The organism is Flavobacteriales bacterium (assembly GCA_016712535.1).
Taxonomy (GTDB): Bacteria; Bacteroidota; Bacteroidia; order Flavobacteriales_F; family PHOS-HE28; genus PHOS-HE28.
Genome location: JADJQW010000002.1, coordinates 2,367,219 through 2,381,954 on the forward strand (window position 1 = coordinate 2,367,219; position 14,736 = coordinate 2,381,954).

Genomic DNA, 14,736 nt, shown 5'->3' on the forward strand with positions numbered 1-14,736 from the left:
ATCGGGAGGAACTTTCGCCAGAGGAACTGGCGATCATGGAGCATGTGGCCGCTGCGCGTGAGAAGATCGCGTTCCTGGAGTGGCAGCGAGACAACCTCCCCGCCGATAAGGGCCCGGAGCTTAAACCAGCCGGTGGACCTGTTATCACACTGACGCGCGCCGAACAGAAGGTCGAGATCGAAAAGAAGATCGCGGACGTCAAGAAAGACATGCTGGAGAAAGTCGCGCGCGAGATGAATGCCGTGCCTCTTACGGGTCGCGAGCGCAGTCAGCGTTCGGTTGACAAGGTGCTCTACGGCGAGCAACAGCCGGAGGACCGCAAGGACATCGATCGGTCGCAAGCCTTCGCTTCGCAAGAACGCGAGCAAAGCAGGAGCGCCGGACGAGAGGAACCTGTCTTGGAACAAGGCGATCGAAAGACCTTGGATGAGTCTCAGCGCTACGCCTATCGTCAACGCTACAAGGATGCACCGGAACTTGAACCGGTGATGGAAGCGACTGAAGAGCGCGACGCGGGAAGTCCACTGGATCAGTCACAGCAGCGCGCGTACCAGATGCGCTACAGGGACAGGCCAGTGAAGGCGGTGGATGAACGCGGGCAACGGAATGTGAGCAAGGACGCCATCGAGCCGGACAAGGAGTAAGGTTCGCTCATCCCACGCACGAAGAGCCGAAGGTCGTTGCTCACCTCTTTCCGCGGTCGGTCGTTACGCCAGGGGCTACACTTCCCTACCTTGTCAATCGGTCAGCAACGACCCGCGCACGCACCACGTGATCGCTGCAAATGCCAGCGCTCACGTCGTGCGTTTATCCCCGCGCGGCCAACAGCACGCCGTCAGCGCTGTGGAGTGACAGCAGTCGATAGGCACACGTTAGAGCACCTCTGATCCTTCGCTGACCTCCATAGGGCGGAAGGCAGGTGCATCGGGAAGTGACACACGCGCCCGTTGCGGCTTGCGCTTGTCGGTAGGTTCGTTGGTCGCTAGCGCCCATAGTTTGGCTTGTGCATCGTCGAGCACGCGATAACGGTGAGCGGGAGCGTAGTGCTTCAGCATCCCCGCATTGGCACGTCCTTGAAGTTCGTTGATCACATCCGGCGCAACGCCAAGGTTCTTCAGCATCGTAGCAGCCGTGGTGCGCGCTGTCTTGGTCGTGACATGGCTGTCGATGCCAAGCTCTTGTGCCAATTTAACCAGCCGGTCGTTGATCATCCGGATCGCTTGTTGGAGCGCATACTTGCGCTGCTTTGGTGTACGATACTGCGGCCCAAGTATGGGTAGCAGGTATTGCCCCTCTCCCTTGTAGCGCTCAAAGATTTCTGTAATCGCCGGTGTGATGTTCAGGCTCACCTCGATGGCTTCCTGTTGTGTGCGCCGTGACTTCATACGCCGATAGTGGATACGGCCCGCGCGCACATTGTCCTTGGTCAGTGCGGCGATGTCGGCCATGTTCGGGCCGCACATCGCGATCAGCAAGCGGTACACATCTACCGCCCAAGCCGAACGCGGCTCTTCAGGCTTTGCGTTGAGCAACTTGGCGGTTTCTGCTTCGATAAGCGGCTGTGGTGCGAGGTCGCCTTGGTAGTTGGACACTTTGAGGCCCCCAGGGTTCCATACATTCTTGAACGGGATGTCATCAAAGCTGATGATGCGTTCCGCCCGTGCGCGATAGAGCACCGCTCGCAACTGGCGCAGACGCATCCCAGCCGATGCTTCACTGTTGCCGCGTTCGATCATAAAGCTGGCCCAGGCTTTCACCCCCGCGATCGATGACACGTCCGAGTACGGCATTCGTGTCTTGGCCTTCGACGCCTTGGCCTTGTCTCCCTTGCATTGAAACAGTCGGAGAGCGCTCATGGCGTCGCGATAGGCGCTTGCCGTACCAACACGCCCATCCTTCTCCATCTCATTGATGATGGTGTTGAACATCGCAAAGACATCTGTCCTGGACTGTTCATGTGCCTTTCGCTGGTCGTCGCTGAGCAGCAACTCGCCCTTGAAGCGCTCATGATCGAAGGCTTGGCCAAGGGCAAGCATGCGGCCAATGATCTCACGCCCGCGACTTTCAAAGTGAGTGATGATCTCATTGATGCGCGCACGATCCTTGTGGGCGCGGGTAACGCGTCTGTCCTCAGAGTCCCACTGTGCAGATGTCACCGCAGGAGGCGGATCGCCCACCCGCAGGCGCGGCAAGCTGATGCGCTTGACCACCCCGGCAACCGAGGTCATGGCCACGATAGGATGCGTGCCGTCCCCGAGGGTCTTGCCTCGGTAAAGCTGGATGGAGAAATTGACTGGAAGCATGGCGGTGTCAAACCGGTGTCAAAATTAGTGCCTGGAACCCCCGCTTAGGCCGTTGCCCTACAGGTGTTGATAAATAGAGGTTTCATTAGCATTGGCGGGCGTCCGAGCAAGAATCGGAGACCGCATTTATCTGCCTCGAAAACAGATGTGCCTTCACGGGTACCGGGGGTTCGAATCCCTCCCTCTCCGCCAACGCAACAGCCCGGCTGCGAAAGCAGCCGGGTTCTTCATTCAAGGCCAAGCCGAGCAACGCTCGAGCGCTGGCCGAAGAATGAAGAACCAGATCGCGCAAGCGATCCGGGGGAGGCGTTGAAGCTTCCCTCAACGGGAAAGGCCGACGAAGGAGGCCAATCCCGACATCTTAACCGAGCAACGCTCGAGCGCTGGCCGAAGAATGAAGAACCAGATCGCGCAAGCGATCCGGGAATGCGAAGTTCAAGTGCTAGCCGACCTTAGCCTTTCACCACTTCCAGCTGGAACACGCGCTTGAGCACCTGAACGGCCTGATCGACCTCCGCTTCGGTGGTGTAGCGGCTGAATGAGAAGCGGATGTTGGCGCCGGGCCGCTCGGGGTAGAGCGCAGCGAGCACATGGCTGCCCTTGTTGCTGCCGCTGCTGCAAGCGCTTCCACCGCTGCATGCCACGCCCTCGATGTCGAGGTTGTACAGGAGCATCTCACTGCGGCCGTCATCGGGAAAGCGCACGCTCAGCACGGTGTACAGGGCATCGGCACTGGTGTCTCCATTGAAGCCCACGCCAGGAATCGCCGCTTTGAGCTCGCGCTTCATGCGGTCCTTCAGGGCTTGCACGTGCGCATGGTGCCCTTCGAGATCCTCGTAAGCCAGTTCCATGGCGCGCGCAAGGCCCACGATGCCTGCGATGTTCTCCGTGCCCGCGCGCATGTTGCGCTCCTGCGCGCCACCGAGGATCATGGGTTTCAGCCCGGCACCGCTGCGCATGTACAGGAAGCCCGTGCCTTTCGGGCCGTGGAACTTGTGCGCCGCGCAGGTGATGAAATCGACGGGCAGTGCATTCAGGTCGAATCTGTAGTGCCCCATGGTCTGCACCGTGTCGCTGTGGAAGAGCGCTCCGTAGCGCCGGCAAAGCGTCCCGACGGCCATCAGATCGATCCGTGTCCCGATCTCATTGTTGGCGTGCATCAGCGAGACCAGCGCGCCCTGTCCTTGGGTGGCAGCAAGGAGTTCCTCGAGGTGGGCCGAGTCGGGCCGGCCATCATCGTGCAAACGCACCCAATGCACCTGCGCGCCTCCCGCCTGCCCGATGGCATGCGCGGTGAGCTCCACTGCATGGTGCTCGATGGGGCTGGTGATGATGTGCTTGACGCCGAGGTCGCGCACGGCACCGAAGAGCACCATGTTGTCGGCCTCGGTGCCGCCTCCAGTGAAGATGATCTCGCCGGGACTGCAATTGAGGAGCTTGGCCACGCTGCGCCGGGCCTTCTCAACAGCGGCGCGCGTGGTGCGGCCGTAGGCGTGTATCGCTGAAGGATTGCCGAAATGCTCCTTCAGGTAAGGCACCATGGCGTCGAAGACCTCCGGTGCGAGCGGCGTGGTGGCGGCGTTGTCGAGGTAGATCCGGTTCATCTCGGGCAAAGGTCGTTGGAAGCGGTCATGCCGGGATGCCGGCGAGCTCCTTCAGCTCCCCGATTAGCCTCGCGGCAAGCGTATCGGCCTCCTCAGGGCTGCGCGCTTCGGCGTAGATGCGGATGATGGGCTCGGTATTGCTGCGGCGCAGGTGCACCCAGGTCGCGCCGAACTCGATGCGCAGCCCGTCGATGGTGCTGTGCGGCTGCTCGGCATAGCGCGCGGCCATGGCGTCGATGAGGCCCTGCACATCCATGCCGGGCTTCAGCTCGATCTTGTTCTTGCTGATGAAGTAATCGGGGTAGCTGCGCCTGAGATCCACGCTGCTCGCTCCGCTTCGGGCCATGAGCGTGAGGAAGAGCGCGATGCCCACCAGCGCATCGCGGCCATGGTGCAGCTCGCTCAGGATCACGCCGCCATTGCCCTCACCGCCGATCGCCGCGCCCGTGGCGCGCATCGTCTCCACCACATTCACCTCTCCTACCGCGCTGGCGTGTCGCTTGCGTCCGTGGCGCCCGGCCACATCGTCGAGCGCGCGCGTGCTGCTCAGGTTGCTCACGGTCGGGCCGGGCCGGTGCGCGAGCACGTGGTCCGCACAAGCCACCAGGGTGTATTCCTCACCGAAGAGCGAGCCATCGTTGCAGACCAGTGCGAGGCGATCAACATCCGGATCGACCGCGATGCCGAGATGCGCCTTGTTCGCGCGCACGGCTTCGCACAAGTCAACCAGGTGCTCGGGCAACGGCTCGGGGTTGTGCGGGAAACGGCCGTTCGGCTCGCAATGGATCTTCACCACCCGGACGCCCAGTTGCTCGAGCAAGAGCGGAACCGCGATGCCACCTATGCTGTTCACCGCATCGAGCACCACGGTGTAGCGCCGCGCGGCGATGGCCCGGCGATCCACGAGGTCGAGGGCGAGGATCGCATCGATGTGCTTCTGCGTCCACGAGTCATCATGGCGCACGGTGCCGAGCTCATTCACCTCGGCCGCCTGCCATTCATCACGCTCGCCGATCCGCAGCACGTCGGCGCCATCGGATGCGCTGATGAACTCCCCTTTGGCGTTGAGCAGTTTCAGCGCATTCCATTGCGCAGGGTTGTGGCTCGCGGTGAGGATGATGCCGCCGATGGCGCCTTCACCCGGGACCGCCATCTCCACCGTGGGCGTTGTGGCCATGCCAAGGTCGATCACGTCGATGCCCAGGCCCATTAGCGTGCCGCGCACCAGATCGGCCACCATGGGGCCGCTGATGCGCGCATCGCGGCCCAAGACGATAGCGGGCCTGCCCAGGTGATCGGAGCGCCGCCGCATGAGCGATGCGAAGGCTGCGGTGTAGCGCGTGACATCGAGCGGTGTGAGGCCTTCGCCAGGCGCACCACCAATGGTGCCGCGGATGCCCGAGATGGAGCGTATGAGCGTCATGGCAAGCAATGATCGCGGCAAAGCTATTCGGCTGTGCGGAGCGCACGGCCAGCGCTTTCGCGCGATCTCGTTCCTTTCGCCGTCATCATGACCACGCCATTCGCTGCTTCGCCCGTGATCGCGCGCCTGCTGTTCTTCGCGATCCTGCTCGCCATCTGCTCATGGCACATCGAGGCCGCACCCGACGACAACACCGTTAGCCGCGCCTTGGCGGTTCGAGCACTGGTGGAGGAGGGCACCTTGGAGATCACCGCGCATCATATGCTCACGGGTGATAAGGCCATCACCGGTGACCGCTACTTCAGCGATAAGGCGCCCTTGCCCACCTTCATCGTTGCCGGGTTGTGGAAATGCGCGCGCGTCATCGGGCTGGTGGACCTGCACGAAGACCCGGTGGATGCCCGCATCCTGATGCTGGGCGGATTCCTGTTCGGCAGCGTGCCTATGGCGCTCATCCTCTTGATCGCATTCGTTGAGCTGCGGCGCATCAGGCCCGAAGCGCCCTGGCTCCTGGCCATCGTGCCATTGCTGGGCTCATTCCTCTTCGTGTACAGCGGCACCTTCTTCAACCACTTGCCGGCTGCGCTCTTCGCTCTGCTCGCGGCCCTCGGCATTCGTGCGGGAAAGCACATGCGCGCTGGTATCCTCGCCGGCCTTGGGGTAGCGTGCGATGCAGCCTTGCTCTTCGTTCTGGCCGCATGGTTGGCGCAGCTGGCATTCAGCCATCGACGTGCGCTGAGGCCCTTCGTGACCGGCCTCTTACCCGGTGCCGCCTTCACCATGGCGAACAACTTCGCCGTGACGGGATCACCGCTCACCTTCCCCAGCGCGCATGCGGTGAACTACGGCGTGATGCGCGAAGGATATGGCTTCGGCACCTGGCAACCGGAAGCCTTCCTCGGCCTCACGGTCAGCGCGTACCGCGGATTGCTCTTCTATGCACCCGCGCTGATCAGCCTGATTCTCCTTGCGATCGCAGAGCGTGCGCGCCTGACCCAGCGCGCCATGCTGACGGATCCCTTCTTGCTGCCGACCGCAGCGCTGGTGCTTGTCTTCTTCACCCATGCCACCTGGTGGGGAGGCTGGGCCTACGGTCCACGGTACCTCACACCGGTGCCCGTGCTCCTGCTGGTGCGGGCCATGCCTGCACTTGCCATGCGCCCTTGGCATTCGCGGGCCGCGATCGCTTTGGGCAGCGCTGGGCTCATGTGCGCCGTGGCCGCCAAGCTGACCACCGGCCATGGACTGCCCACTGGCATGAAGGATCCGCTGGTGAGCATGGTGCTGCCCTTGGTCCGCGAGCGTGCATTCTACGGCGCTGGCTGGCCGGTGCAGGCAGGCTTCTCTCCCACCATGGGCGCCTTCCTGTTCTGCCTTGCCCTGGTGCTCGCTTACTTCGGCGCTCGCCGGATCACACGGACAGCATGATGCATCTCTTCTTCTGCCCTGATATGGAGAGCGGCCTGGTGAACCTGCCAGAGGAAGAGGCTCATCATGCCACGCAGGTGCTGCGGCTCATGGTGGGTCAGCGCATCGGCCTGCTCAATGGCCGTGGCACCCGGGCCGAGGCTGAGCTGGTTGATGTCTCACGCAAACGATGCGTGGCCATGGTGCTTGAATCCGTTGATCAACCGGCGGAGCGCAATGCCCGGATCCACCTGGCCGTAGCGCATACCAAGCAAGCAGACCGCTTCGAGTGGCTCATTGAGAAGGCGGTGGAGGTCGGGGTTGACCGCATCACCCCTTTGGCCACAGCCCGGACCGAGCGTGGCCGCGCGCGCGTGGATCGCATGGAGCGCGTGGCAATCAGCGCGCTGAAGCAGAGCCAGCGCACCTGGCTGCCGCAGATCGACCCGCTATCACCGCTCTCTGACCTCATCGCTGACCAGCTCCCCGCTCAGCGGTACTTCGGCCATCTCGATCACCTGAGCATCCCGTTCGCTGACGCTTATGACCCGGCTGCCGATGCCGTTGTGCTGATCGGGCCTGAAGGTGATTTCGCACCCGCTGAAACGGAGATGCTCCTGGTGAACGGCTTCGTCTCCGTGACCCTCGGCCAGGCCAGGCTGCGCACCGAAACCGCTGCCCTCGCAGCCTGCACGTGGATGAGCCTTAGTCAGTCGGGATAACTTCGCACCCCGATGACGCGCCATCTTCTCCCGCTGCTTCTCTCGTTGCTTCTCGCTCCCTGCACGATGGCCCAAGGCACTTACAAGTTGGCGGTGCTCAAATACGCTGGCGGCGGCGACTGGTACGCGAACCCGTCAGCGGTGCCCAACCTCGTGAAGTTCTGCAACGCGCAACTCGGCATGGGCATCAACCCCGATGTGCCCGTGGTGGAAGCGGGGAGCGCCGAGCTCTTCAACCATCCGCTCGTTCACATGACCGGCCACGGCAATGTGACCGTCTCAGCCAAGGACGCGGAGAACCTTCGCGCCTACCTGATCGGCGGCGGTTTCCTGCACATCAGCGACAACTACGGCATGGACCCCTACGTGCGGCCCATGCTGGCGCGGATCTTCCCCGAGAGCGAGTTGATTGAACTGCCTTTCTCGCACCCCATCTACCACCAGGCCTATGACTTCCCGCAAGGCCTCCCCAAGATCCACGAGCACGATGGCAAGCCGCCGCGCGGCTATGGCCTTTATTGGGAAGGCCGACTGGTGTGCTTCTACGATGCGGAATGCGACCTCGGCGACGGATGGGAGGATCCCGATGTCCACGGCGACAGCGAAGCCACGCGCACCAAGGCCCTGCGCATGGGCGCCAACATCGTCCGCTATGCCTTCAGCGGGCAAGGCGACTGAAATGGACCGGAGCAGCTTGGCCGAGCGCTATGCGCGGGTGAAAGGCGGGATTCCTGCTGGAGTCACCCTCGTTGCGGTGAGCAAGAAGCGGTCAGTTGAAGAGATCCAGGCGCTTTACGACCTCGGGCACCGCGACTTCGGTGAGAATTACACACAGGAGCTCCGGGCCAAACAACCAGAGCTTCCCGCTGATATCCGCTGGCACTTCATCGGGCATCTTCAGCGCAGCAACGCCAAGCACATCGTGCCGATCGCGCACTTGATCCATGGAGTGGATGGTGCATCCTTGCTGGATGAGATCGACAAGCGCGCCATGGCCTCTGGAACGGAATCAGATGTGCTCTTGCAGATCCACATCGCCGAGGAGGAGACCAAGCACGGGCTATCCCCTTCTGAGGCCGGGGCCTTGGCTGGGCTGAAAGCCGATGGCCGATGGCCTGGGGTTCGGCTGCGCGGACTCATGGGCATGGCCACCAATACCACGGACGCCGGTCTCATAAGGCAGGAATTCGACGGCCTAGCCACTTTGCACCGTGCGCTGAAATCCCTGCTCGGCGCCGAATTCAACGTGCTTAGCATGGGCATGAGCGGCGACCTTGAACAGGCACTCGCGGCCGGGAGCAACATGGTGCGCATCGGCACTGCGATCTTCGGCGAACGCGCCTGAAAGCAACCGGTTGCCCGGCACGCGTCTTCAAGGCATACCTTTCGGAACCCCAAGGCCCTGACCATGAACCGGATCATTACCCTGTTCCTTCCGCTCGTTCTGCTCACGCCGGCGCTCGCGCAGCGCCACATCGAAGTGGGCCTCGCATCCGGCATCACCAACTACTACGGTGACCTCGGCAACATCGACGGCCAGGTGCAATGGAACAGCACCCGTCCCGGGCTTTCGGTGACCTTCCGCAATTTCATCAGCAACAAGAGGCGGTATGTGACCCGCGCCATCGACACGGAAGCCCGGGTCAGCTGGTTCCGAGTGGGGTACGAGGAGGCCGATCCGATCAAGGGCCTTGATTACTCCGAATTGCGCAACCGCAAGCGCGGGATCGGTTTCCGCAATGACCTGTTCGGCCTGAGCGGCCATGTGGTCCTGAATGCTTACCGCGAGCCCTACCAGCCGCTCTTCCAGCAGCGCTTCTTCATGTATTTCCACCTGGGACTCGGCGTGTACTACGGGCGCCCGAAGGCCGATCTCTTCCGAGGCGATGCTGATCTGCAGAACCGGTACTATTTCTGGGACGATGGTACCGTGCGCAACGGCCCGATGGACAACCCTGACGCGGAAGTGATCGAGCGCGATGGAAAGTACGAGACCGACCTCTTCGAGTGGCAGACCGAAGGCGGAATCGGCACCGGAGAGAGCGGCAAGCGCTACCGGCTCTCGCCTTGGCACTTAGCCATGCCCATCGGCGCAGGCGTGCGGTACATGGCCACCAAGCAGATGAGCGTGGGCCTCGAATTCAGTTACGTGATGTTCATGAGCGACCACATCGATGATGTGAGCGACCGCTATGCCACGCATGCTGAGATCGATGCGGCCTATCCAGGCGATCCGAACAGGCAGCAGATGGCTCGGTACATAAGCGATCCGACCGGACAGGGAACCGACGGCGAGATCGGGATCGGCACCAGCCGCCGCGGCAATCCGGGCCTGCTCGATACCATCAGCTTCTTCAACCTCGAGGTATCCTACAAATTCAAGCGCAGCCCCGGCCGCCGCAGCTTCCTTTCCATGAAACGGGGGAAGGATTCTGCCTCCGCGCGCTGAGTCCATTCATCCTCCAGCGCTTTCAAGCATGACGCAACGCGCCAGCAAGCAGCAGCGCATGGACCTGGCCTTCGCCGCGCTGCTCAGCCCCGATGATGCCACCGTCCTCACCGCGCTCACGCGGATCGAGGACCAAGGAGATGCGCGGGCCATCCCGCACTTGTTGCGAGCGCTTGTCCGGAACCCGGCTCCCGCTGTTCAGGCGCGGATAACCACCCTTCTGCATACGGTGAAGACCCCGGATGCGGTGACCACCTTGATCGCCGCACTTGACGAGGCGGAGTTCTCGTCGATCCGACGCACCATCCTCGCTGCGTTCTGGAGCGCGGGCCTTGATGCACGCGAGCACCTCGATCGATTCATCGCTTTGGCTTTGGCCGGTGACGCGCAGGACTGCTTCGAGTGCCTCACCGTGATCGAGAATCAGGAGATCTGGCCTGAGAAGGCTGCGCGGCTGGGCGCTGCCAAGGTTCGGAAAGCCTTGATCGATGAGGCAGAACCGATGAAGGCCTCGATGCTGCGAGGCATCGCGGAGGAATTGGATCAGCGGCTGGGAGCCTGATCAGAGCACCGTCACCTCCGTCCTCCTGTTCAAGGCGCGACCTTCCTCGGTGTCGTTGTTGGCGATCGGCTTCGATTCGCCATAGCCCTTGGCCGTGATGCGCGTGCCTTCGATGCCCTGATTCACCACGAAGTCGCGGACGGCATTCGCGCGCTGCTCGCTCAGCTTCTGGTTCGCGGCATCGTTGCCCACATCGTCAGTATGGCCACCGAGCTCGATGCGCAAGGATGCATTTGACTTCAGCAGCTTCACCAGCTTCTTCAGTTCGGCGTCGGAAGCGGGCAGCAATTCGAAGCTGGCTGAATTGAAGAAGATGTTGCGCAGGGCGATCACGCTGCCGCTCGTGAGCGGGCTCATGGGCACGTTGAGCGTGATCGGCTCCTTGGGCGTGACGGCCGCCACATCGTAATTCTCCGAGAAGAAGAGATAGCCCTCGGCACCGGCATTGAGGGCATAGCTCTTCCCGCTGGGCAGGCACACGAGGAACTCGCCGGTCTTCGGATCGCTGTACGCCGCCGTGGCCAGATCCCCTGTGCTCAGGTCGAAGAGCTCGACATCCGCTTCCAAGGGCTTCCCGCTGATCCTGTCCGTGACCTGCCCTCGGATGTAGGTGACCGGCTGCGGGCGGGCCTCCGGATACAGCTCGAAGCAGTAGAGGTCGAGGTCGCCCAGGCCGCCGGGGCGGTCACTGGCGAAATAGGCGATGTCACCCTTGGCGCTCACGAGCAGGCTGTTCTCATCGGCACCGGTGTTGATGGGGTGGCCGAGGTTGAGCGCCTTGCCCCAGCTTCCATCATCCTGCATGCGGCTCATGCAGATGTCAAGCCCGCCGAAACCGGGATGGCCATTGCTGCTGAAGTAGAGGGTGCGGCCATCGGGATGGATCTGCACGCTCTCCTCCTGCCATGGTGTGTTCACATTGGGGCCGAGCTTCTCCGGCTTCGTCCAGGAGCCATCGTCGCTCATGCGGCTCGTCCAGATGTCCATATCGCTTACGCCGTTGCCCGTTCGGCGGCCGCGAACGAAGTAGAGCGTGCGCCCATCGCTGGCCATGCTGGGCTGGCTCTCCCAGGCGGCGCTGTTCACAGGGGTGCCGAGGTTCTGCGCCGGGCTCCATCGGTCGCCGATGCGCTGGCTGATGAAGAGGTCGCAGCTGCCGAGTCCGCGCAGGTTGTCGCCGTAGCTTCCATCCTCCAAGGCGCACTTGGTGAAGATGATGAAGCGGCCATCGGGCGTCAGGGTGCCGGCACCTTCGTTGTGATCGGCGGTGCTCACCGTTAAAATCGGCTTGCTCGCCTGCCATGCGCCATCAGGCCCGCGCTTGCTCATGTAGAAATCCTCTTGCATGCCATAGACCTGGATCTGCGGTGCTTTCACCCGGCGCGTGAAGATCAAGGTGCCATCATCGGCGGTGATGCAGGGATAGTACTCGGGATCGCCGCTGTTGATCGCAGGACCGAGGTTCTTCGGGTCGAAGGGCACCGGTTGTTGGATGGCGCGTGCCGCGAAAGCACAGTTCTCGATGCCCAGTCGCGCGCGGGCCTTGCGCTGCGGCTCCTGTTCCTTTTCCAGGTAGCCCTTGTAGCTCTTCTCCGCTTCGGCATACTGCCCGCTCCGGAATTCGAGGTCGGCCAGGTGCAATTGCGCAGTCGGGAAGAAGCGCGGCGCGATGCTCATCACCTCGCGGTACCGGGTGATCGCCTCACTGTCCTGGCCTTCGCTCTCCGCGATCTCGGCGAGCATGATCCGCGGTTCCACGAAGCGCTCATCCGCATTCGCGGCCTTGAGGAAATCGCTCTTGGCGCATTCAATCCTGCGTTGCTGCATGCATGCGCTGCCGCTCTCATACAGCTTGATGGCCTTCTTGTCCTGCGTGGAATAGCCTCCGGGTTGAGCGTGAGCAGCAGGCAGCGCGCAACCGGCAGAAAGGGCCATCACAAGGAATGCGCGGCTCAACGGCAATCGCATGGCAGCAACCTTCACCCACCAACCCCCAACCTGCAACTTCATCATGGGATGTTCATGTATTTGTGCGCCTGCAAGGAGATCCTCCATCTCGGGTGCGCCTTCACATGCTCCACGATCAATGGCAGCATCGCATCGCGCTTGTCCCATTCGGGCTGGAGGAAGAGGATGCAATCCGGTCGTGCCTTCGCGGCTTGCTCTTCGGCCCACTGCAGGTCGTGCTTGTTGAAGACGATCACCTTGAGTTCATCGGCGCGCTCGAAGGCCTCGGGGAGCGCCGGCTTGAATTTCTTCGGACTGAGGCACACATGGTGCCATTCGCCGCTGAAGGGGTGCGCGCCGCTGGTCTCGATGTGCGTGCGGAAGCCCGCTTCCCGGAGCGCTTCCGTCAATGGCCCCAGATCCTGCATGAGCGGCTCGCCTCCAGTGATCACGGCGATGCGCGCCGGTTGGCCGTTGGCCTCGGCCACCAATGCACTGACCTGCTTCAGCGGATGCCTTCCGGCTTCCCAGCTCTCCTTCACATCGCACCAGGTGCATCCTACATCGCAACCGCCCAGCCTGATGAAGTGCGCGGCCTGGCCCGAATACAGACCCTCACCTTGAATGGTGTGGAACGCTTCCATGACGGGCAAGAGCTGCGACATGCCGCAAAGGAAACCGACTCAGCGGTGCGCGAGGCCCGGGCATGAACGAAGTCCACAAGACGGACTGTGGATAAGCGAGCCGATGCTCACGGCTTCGCCTTCCGCTCGCGCAGCCGGGTCACCAGGTCGGCGATCTGCTCGGCGCTGAGGCTCTTGCCCACGATCCGGCGGTCCTTATCCACCACGAAGAGCTTGGGCGTGCTGTAGACGTCCCAGGCATCCGCGTAGTTGAGGCTCTCGAGCGTGGTGTGCTTGGGGATGAACTTGCGCGGGTCCTTCTTGGCCTCCTCGAAGATGTTCTTGGTGAGGCCCACATTGATCCAATCAAGGTTCTTCTCACGGATGAACTTCTTCCAATCCTTGAAGAGCCCTTCGTCAGTGGCCTTGGCGACCGCGAAGACCTCGATGCCCATGCCCTTGAGCTTCTCCGTGTACACCTTATGGATCTCGGGCATCTCGGTCTTGCAATGGCCGCAATGCGGGTCCCAGAAGATGATGACCACATAGTCGTTGGGCAGGTCGTAGTAGTTGATCCACTTCTCCTCGGTGCTGTCCGTGAGGCAGAGGTAGGGCGCCTTGCGGCCGAGCACCAAGGGCGCTTGCTTGCGTGCGCGCTCGCAGAGCTTATCGAGCTTCTCCGCGTCCATCCAATCGGCGCGGCCGGGCTTGCCGTCCTTGGGGCAGTAGTAGGTGAGCGCCATGTGCACGAATACGGCGTCCATGCCCATGATGTCGCTGGTCTCGTACTTGTGCGTGAGGGTATGCACCACGTACTGGAAGGTCTCCTTCGTGGAACCGCACTTCGCGACCAGCGCATCGGCCATGCGCTTGATGGTATCAGGAACCTGCGGGATGACCTTGGTGATGTACTCTTCGAACTTGTTGCCGAACACGGGCACGCGCACGATGCGCGGATCGGTGAGGTCGAAATTGTCCCAGAAGTGATCGCGGTACTGGTAGTAGCTGGCGGCGCTATCAAGGCTGCCATCCGCTTTGCGAGGCTCGGGCAGCTCAACGGTCATGCTCATCTTCACCAGCGAGGCCGCAAGGGTTCCCGGATTGTTGGCGATCAGGTCGCGCTGGTACTGCTTCACGCGCTTGTCCAGTTCGGCCATGCGCTCCTTCACCTCGGCACGGGCGGCTTCGTCCTTGGCGGACTCGAGCTGGGCGCGATGGCCATCGCCCTCGATGCGGCGCTCGTTGAGGAAGCGGATGTAATTGATGAAGAGCTCATTCTCCTTGCTCTGCTTCACCTGCAGCGCAGGGAGCAGATCGTTCCGGTGCGTGACCACTTTGATCACGGGCTCGTTCACCACCAGCTCGAAATACTTCGGCCCTGGCACCACCACGGCATACACGCCGGCGGGATAGCCCTTCTCCTTCTTGAATACGGCATTGGCCTTCGCATCCACCAGAGCCGTGTCATTGTAATAGAGCTTGTTGCCGTAGTAGTTGGCCAGAAAGACCGTATCGCCTTTGGCCAAGCCCTGGATCTGGGCCTCGATGGTGCGCTTGGTCCCGTCTTGCGCCTTGGTTGAAACAATGCTGGCAGCGACAGCTGCGGATAGGATCACGTAACGGAGCTGCATGCGTGAGGTTGATTGCGCGGCAAATGTATTCGGGAGGCGCGGGGGCCGCAGGCGATCACTGTGCC

Annotated in this window: 13 protein-coding genes; 7 read left to right on the plus strand and 6 right to left on the minus strand. The window is 62.2% G+C overall.

Annotated elements, in window-relative coordinates; translation table 11 throughout:
• Positions 1–35 precede the first annotated feature (35 nt).
• Complete coding sequence (locus IPK70_10010) at positions 36–644, plus strand: hypothetical protein (GenBank protein MBK8227493.1); 609 nt, start codon at positions 36–38, stop codon at positions 642–644.
• Positions 645–872: 228 nt separating this feature from the next.
• Here the strand turns inward: IPK70_10010 and IPK70_10015 are convergent, their stop codons facing one another.
• The 3 genes from IPK70_10015 to glmM all read right to left on the minus strand — a co-directional run bounded on the left by IPK70_10015 (position 873) and on the right by glmM (position 5,330).
• On the minus strand, positions 873–2,303 hold the full coding sequence (locus IPK70_10015; protein ID MBK8227494.1) for a site-specific integrase: 1,431 nt from the start codon (positions 2,301–2,303) through the stop codon (positions 873–875).
• A 452-nt stretch (positions 2,304–2,755) separates the two neighbouring features.
• Complete coding sequence (locus IPK70_10020; protein MBK8227495.1) at positions 2,756–3,907, minus strand: cysteine desulfurase; 1,152 nt, start codon at positions 3,905–3,907, stop codon at positions 2,756–2,758.
• 25 nt (positions 3,908–3,932) lie between these two features.
• Positions 3,933–5,330: a phosphoglucosamine mutase gene (gene glmM / locus IPK70_10025; GenBank protein ID MBK8227496.1), complete on the minus strand. Its 1,398-nt coding sequence runs from the start codon at positions 5,328–5,330 to the stop codon at positions 3,933–3,935.
• Between the two features lie 87 nt (positions 5,331–5,417).
• Here glmM and IPK70_10030 point away from each other — a divergent pair, with 87 nt between their 5' ends.
• The 6 genes from IPK70_10030 (at position 5,418) to IPK70_10055 (ending at position 10,470) form a co-directional block, all read left to right on the plus strand.
• A complete protein-coding gene (locus tag IPK70_10030; protein MBK8227497.1) occupies positions 5,418–6,758 on the plus strand; it encodes a hypothetical protein in 1,341 nt (446 codons plus the stop codon).
• On the plus strand, positions 6,755–7,459 hold the full coding sequence (locus IPK70_10035) for a 16S rRNA (uracil(1498)-N(3))-methyltransferase (GenBank protein MBK8227498.1): 705 nt from the start codon (positions 6,755–6,757) through the stop codon (positions 7,457–7,459). The genes IPK70_10030 and IPK70_10035 overlap by 4 nt, the downstream gene beginning before the upstream one ends.
• Before the next feature lie 12 nt (positions 7,460–7,471).
• On the plus strand, positions 7,472–8,137 hold the full coding sequence (locus IPK70_10040; GenBank protein MBK8227499.1) for a DUF4159 domain-containing protein: 666 nt from the start codon (positions 7,472–7,474) through the stop codon (positions 8,135–8,137).
• 1 nt (position 8,138) lies between these two features.
• Complete coding sequence (locus IPK70_10045; protein MBK8227500.1) at positions 8,139–8,804, plus strand: YggS family pyridoxal phosphate-dependent enzyme; 666 nt, start codon at positions 8,139–8,141, stop codon at positions 8,802–8,804.
• Positions 8,805–8,867: 63 nt separating this feature from the next.
• Positions 8,868–9,908: a hypothetical protein gene (locus tag IPK70_10050; GenBank protein MBK8227501.1), complete on the plus strand. Its 1,041-nt coding sequence runs from the start codon at positions 8,868–8,870 to the stop codon at positions 9,906–9,908.
• Between the two features lie 28 nt (positions 9,909–9,936).
• On the plus strand, positions 9,937–10,470 hold the full coding sequence (locus IPK70_10055; GenBank protein ID MBK8227502.1) for a hypothetical protein: 534 nt from the start codon (positions 9,937–9,939) through the stop codon (positions 10,468–10,470).
• On the opposite strand, the gene IPK70_10060 is transcribed toward IPK70_10055, so the two are convergent.
• From IPK70_10060 to IPK70_10070, 3 genes are all read right to left on the minus strand, one after another.
• The gene (locus IPK70_10060; protein MBK8227503.1) at positions 10,471–12,438 is read right to left on the minus strand and encodes an OmpA family protein; all 1,968 of its coding nucleotides are present in this window, start codon (positions 12,436–12,438) and stop codon (positions 10,471–10,473) included.
• Between the two features lie 41 nt (positions 12,439–12,479).
• Positions 12,480–13,061, minus strand: a complete 582-nt coding sequence (locus tag IPK70_10065; GenBank protein ID MBK8227504.1) for a radical SAM protein — start codon at positions 13,059–13,061, stop codon at positions 12,480–12,482.
• Positions 13,062–13,168: 107 nt separating this feature from the next.
• Positions 13,169–14,671 (minus strand): redoxin domain-containing protein, encoded by a 1,503-nt coding sequence (locus IPK70_10070; GenBank protein ID MBK8227505.1) that lies wholly within the window; start codon positions 14,669–14,671, stop codon positions 13,169–13,171.
• Positions 14,672–14,736 lie beyond the last annotated feature (65 nt).

Excerpts from the sequence above, each read along its gene's own strand:
- IPK70_10015 (MBK8227494.1), bottom strand. The coding sequence starts at position 2,303 with ATGCTTCCAGTCAATTTCTCCATCCAGCTTTACCGAGGCAAGACCCTC.
- IPK70_10035 (MBK8227498.1), top strand. The coding sequence starts at position 6,755 with ATGATGCATCTCTTCTTCTGCCCTGATATGGAGAGCGGCCTGGTGAAC.
- IPK70_10050 (MBK8227501.1), top strand. The coding sequence starts at position 8,868 with ATGAACCGGATCATTACCCTGTTCCTTCCGCTCGTTCTGCTCACGCCG.
- IPK70_10010 (MBK8227493.1), top strand. The coding sequence starts at position 36 with ATGGAGCATGTGGCCGCTGCGCGTGAGAAGATCGCGTTCCTGGAGTGG.
- IPK70_10030 (MBK8227497.1), top strand. The coding sequence starts at position 5,418 with ATGACCACGCCATTCGCTGCTTCGCCCGTGATCGCGCGCCTGCTGTTC.
- IPK70_10020 (MBK8227495.1), bottom strand. The coding sequence starts at position 3,907 with ATGAACCGGATCTACCTCGACAACGCCGCCACCACGCCGCTCGCACCG.
- IPK70_10040 (MBK8227499.1), top strand. The coding sequence starts at position 7,472 with ATGACGCGCCATCTTCTCCCGCTGCTTCTCTCGTTGCTTCTCGCTCCC.
- glmM (MBK8227496.1), bottom strand. The coding sequence starts at position 5,330 with ATGACGCTCATACGCTCCATCTCGGGCATCCGCGGCACCATTGGTGGT.
- IPK70_10055 (MBK8227502.1), top strand. The coding sequence starts at position 9,937 with ATGACGCAACGCGCCAGCAAGCAGCAGCGCATGGACCTGGCCTTCGCC.
- IPK70_10060 (MBK8227503.1), bottom strand. The coding sequence starts at position 12,438 with ATGCGATTGCCGTTGAGCCGCGCATTCCTTGTGATGGCCCTTTCTGCC.
- IPK70_10045 (MBK8227500.1), top strand. The coding sequence starts at position 8,139 with ATGGACCGGAGCAGCTTGGCCGAGCGCTATGCGCGGGTGAAAGGCGGG.
- IPK70_10065 (MBK8227504.1), bottom strand. The coding sequence starts at position 13,061 with ATGGAAGCGTTCCACACCATTCAAGGTGAGGGTCTGTATTCGGGCCAG.
- IPK70_10070 (MBK8227505.1), bottom strand. The coding sequence starts at position 14,671 with ATGCAGCTCCGTTACGTGATCCTATCCGCAGCTGTCGCTGCCAGCATT.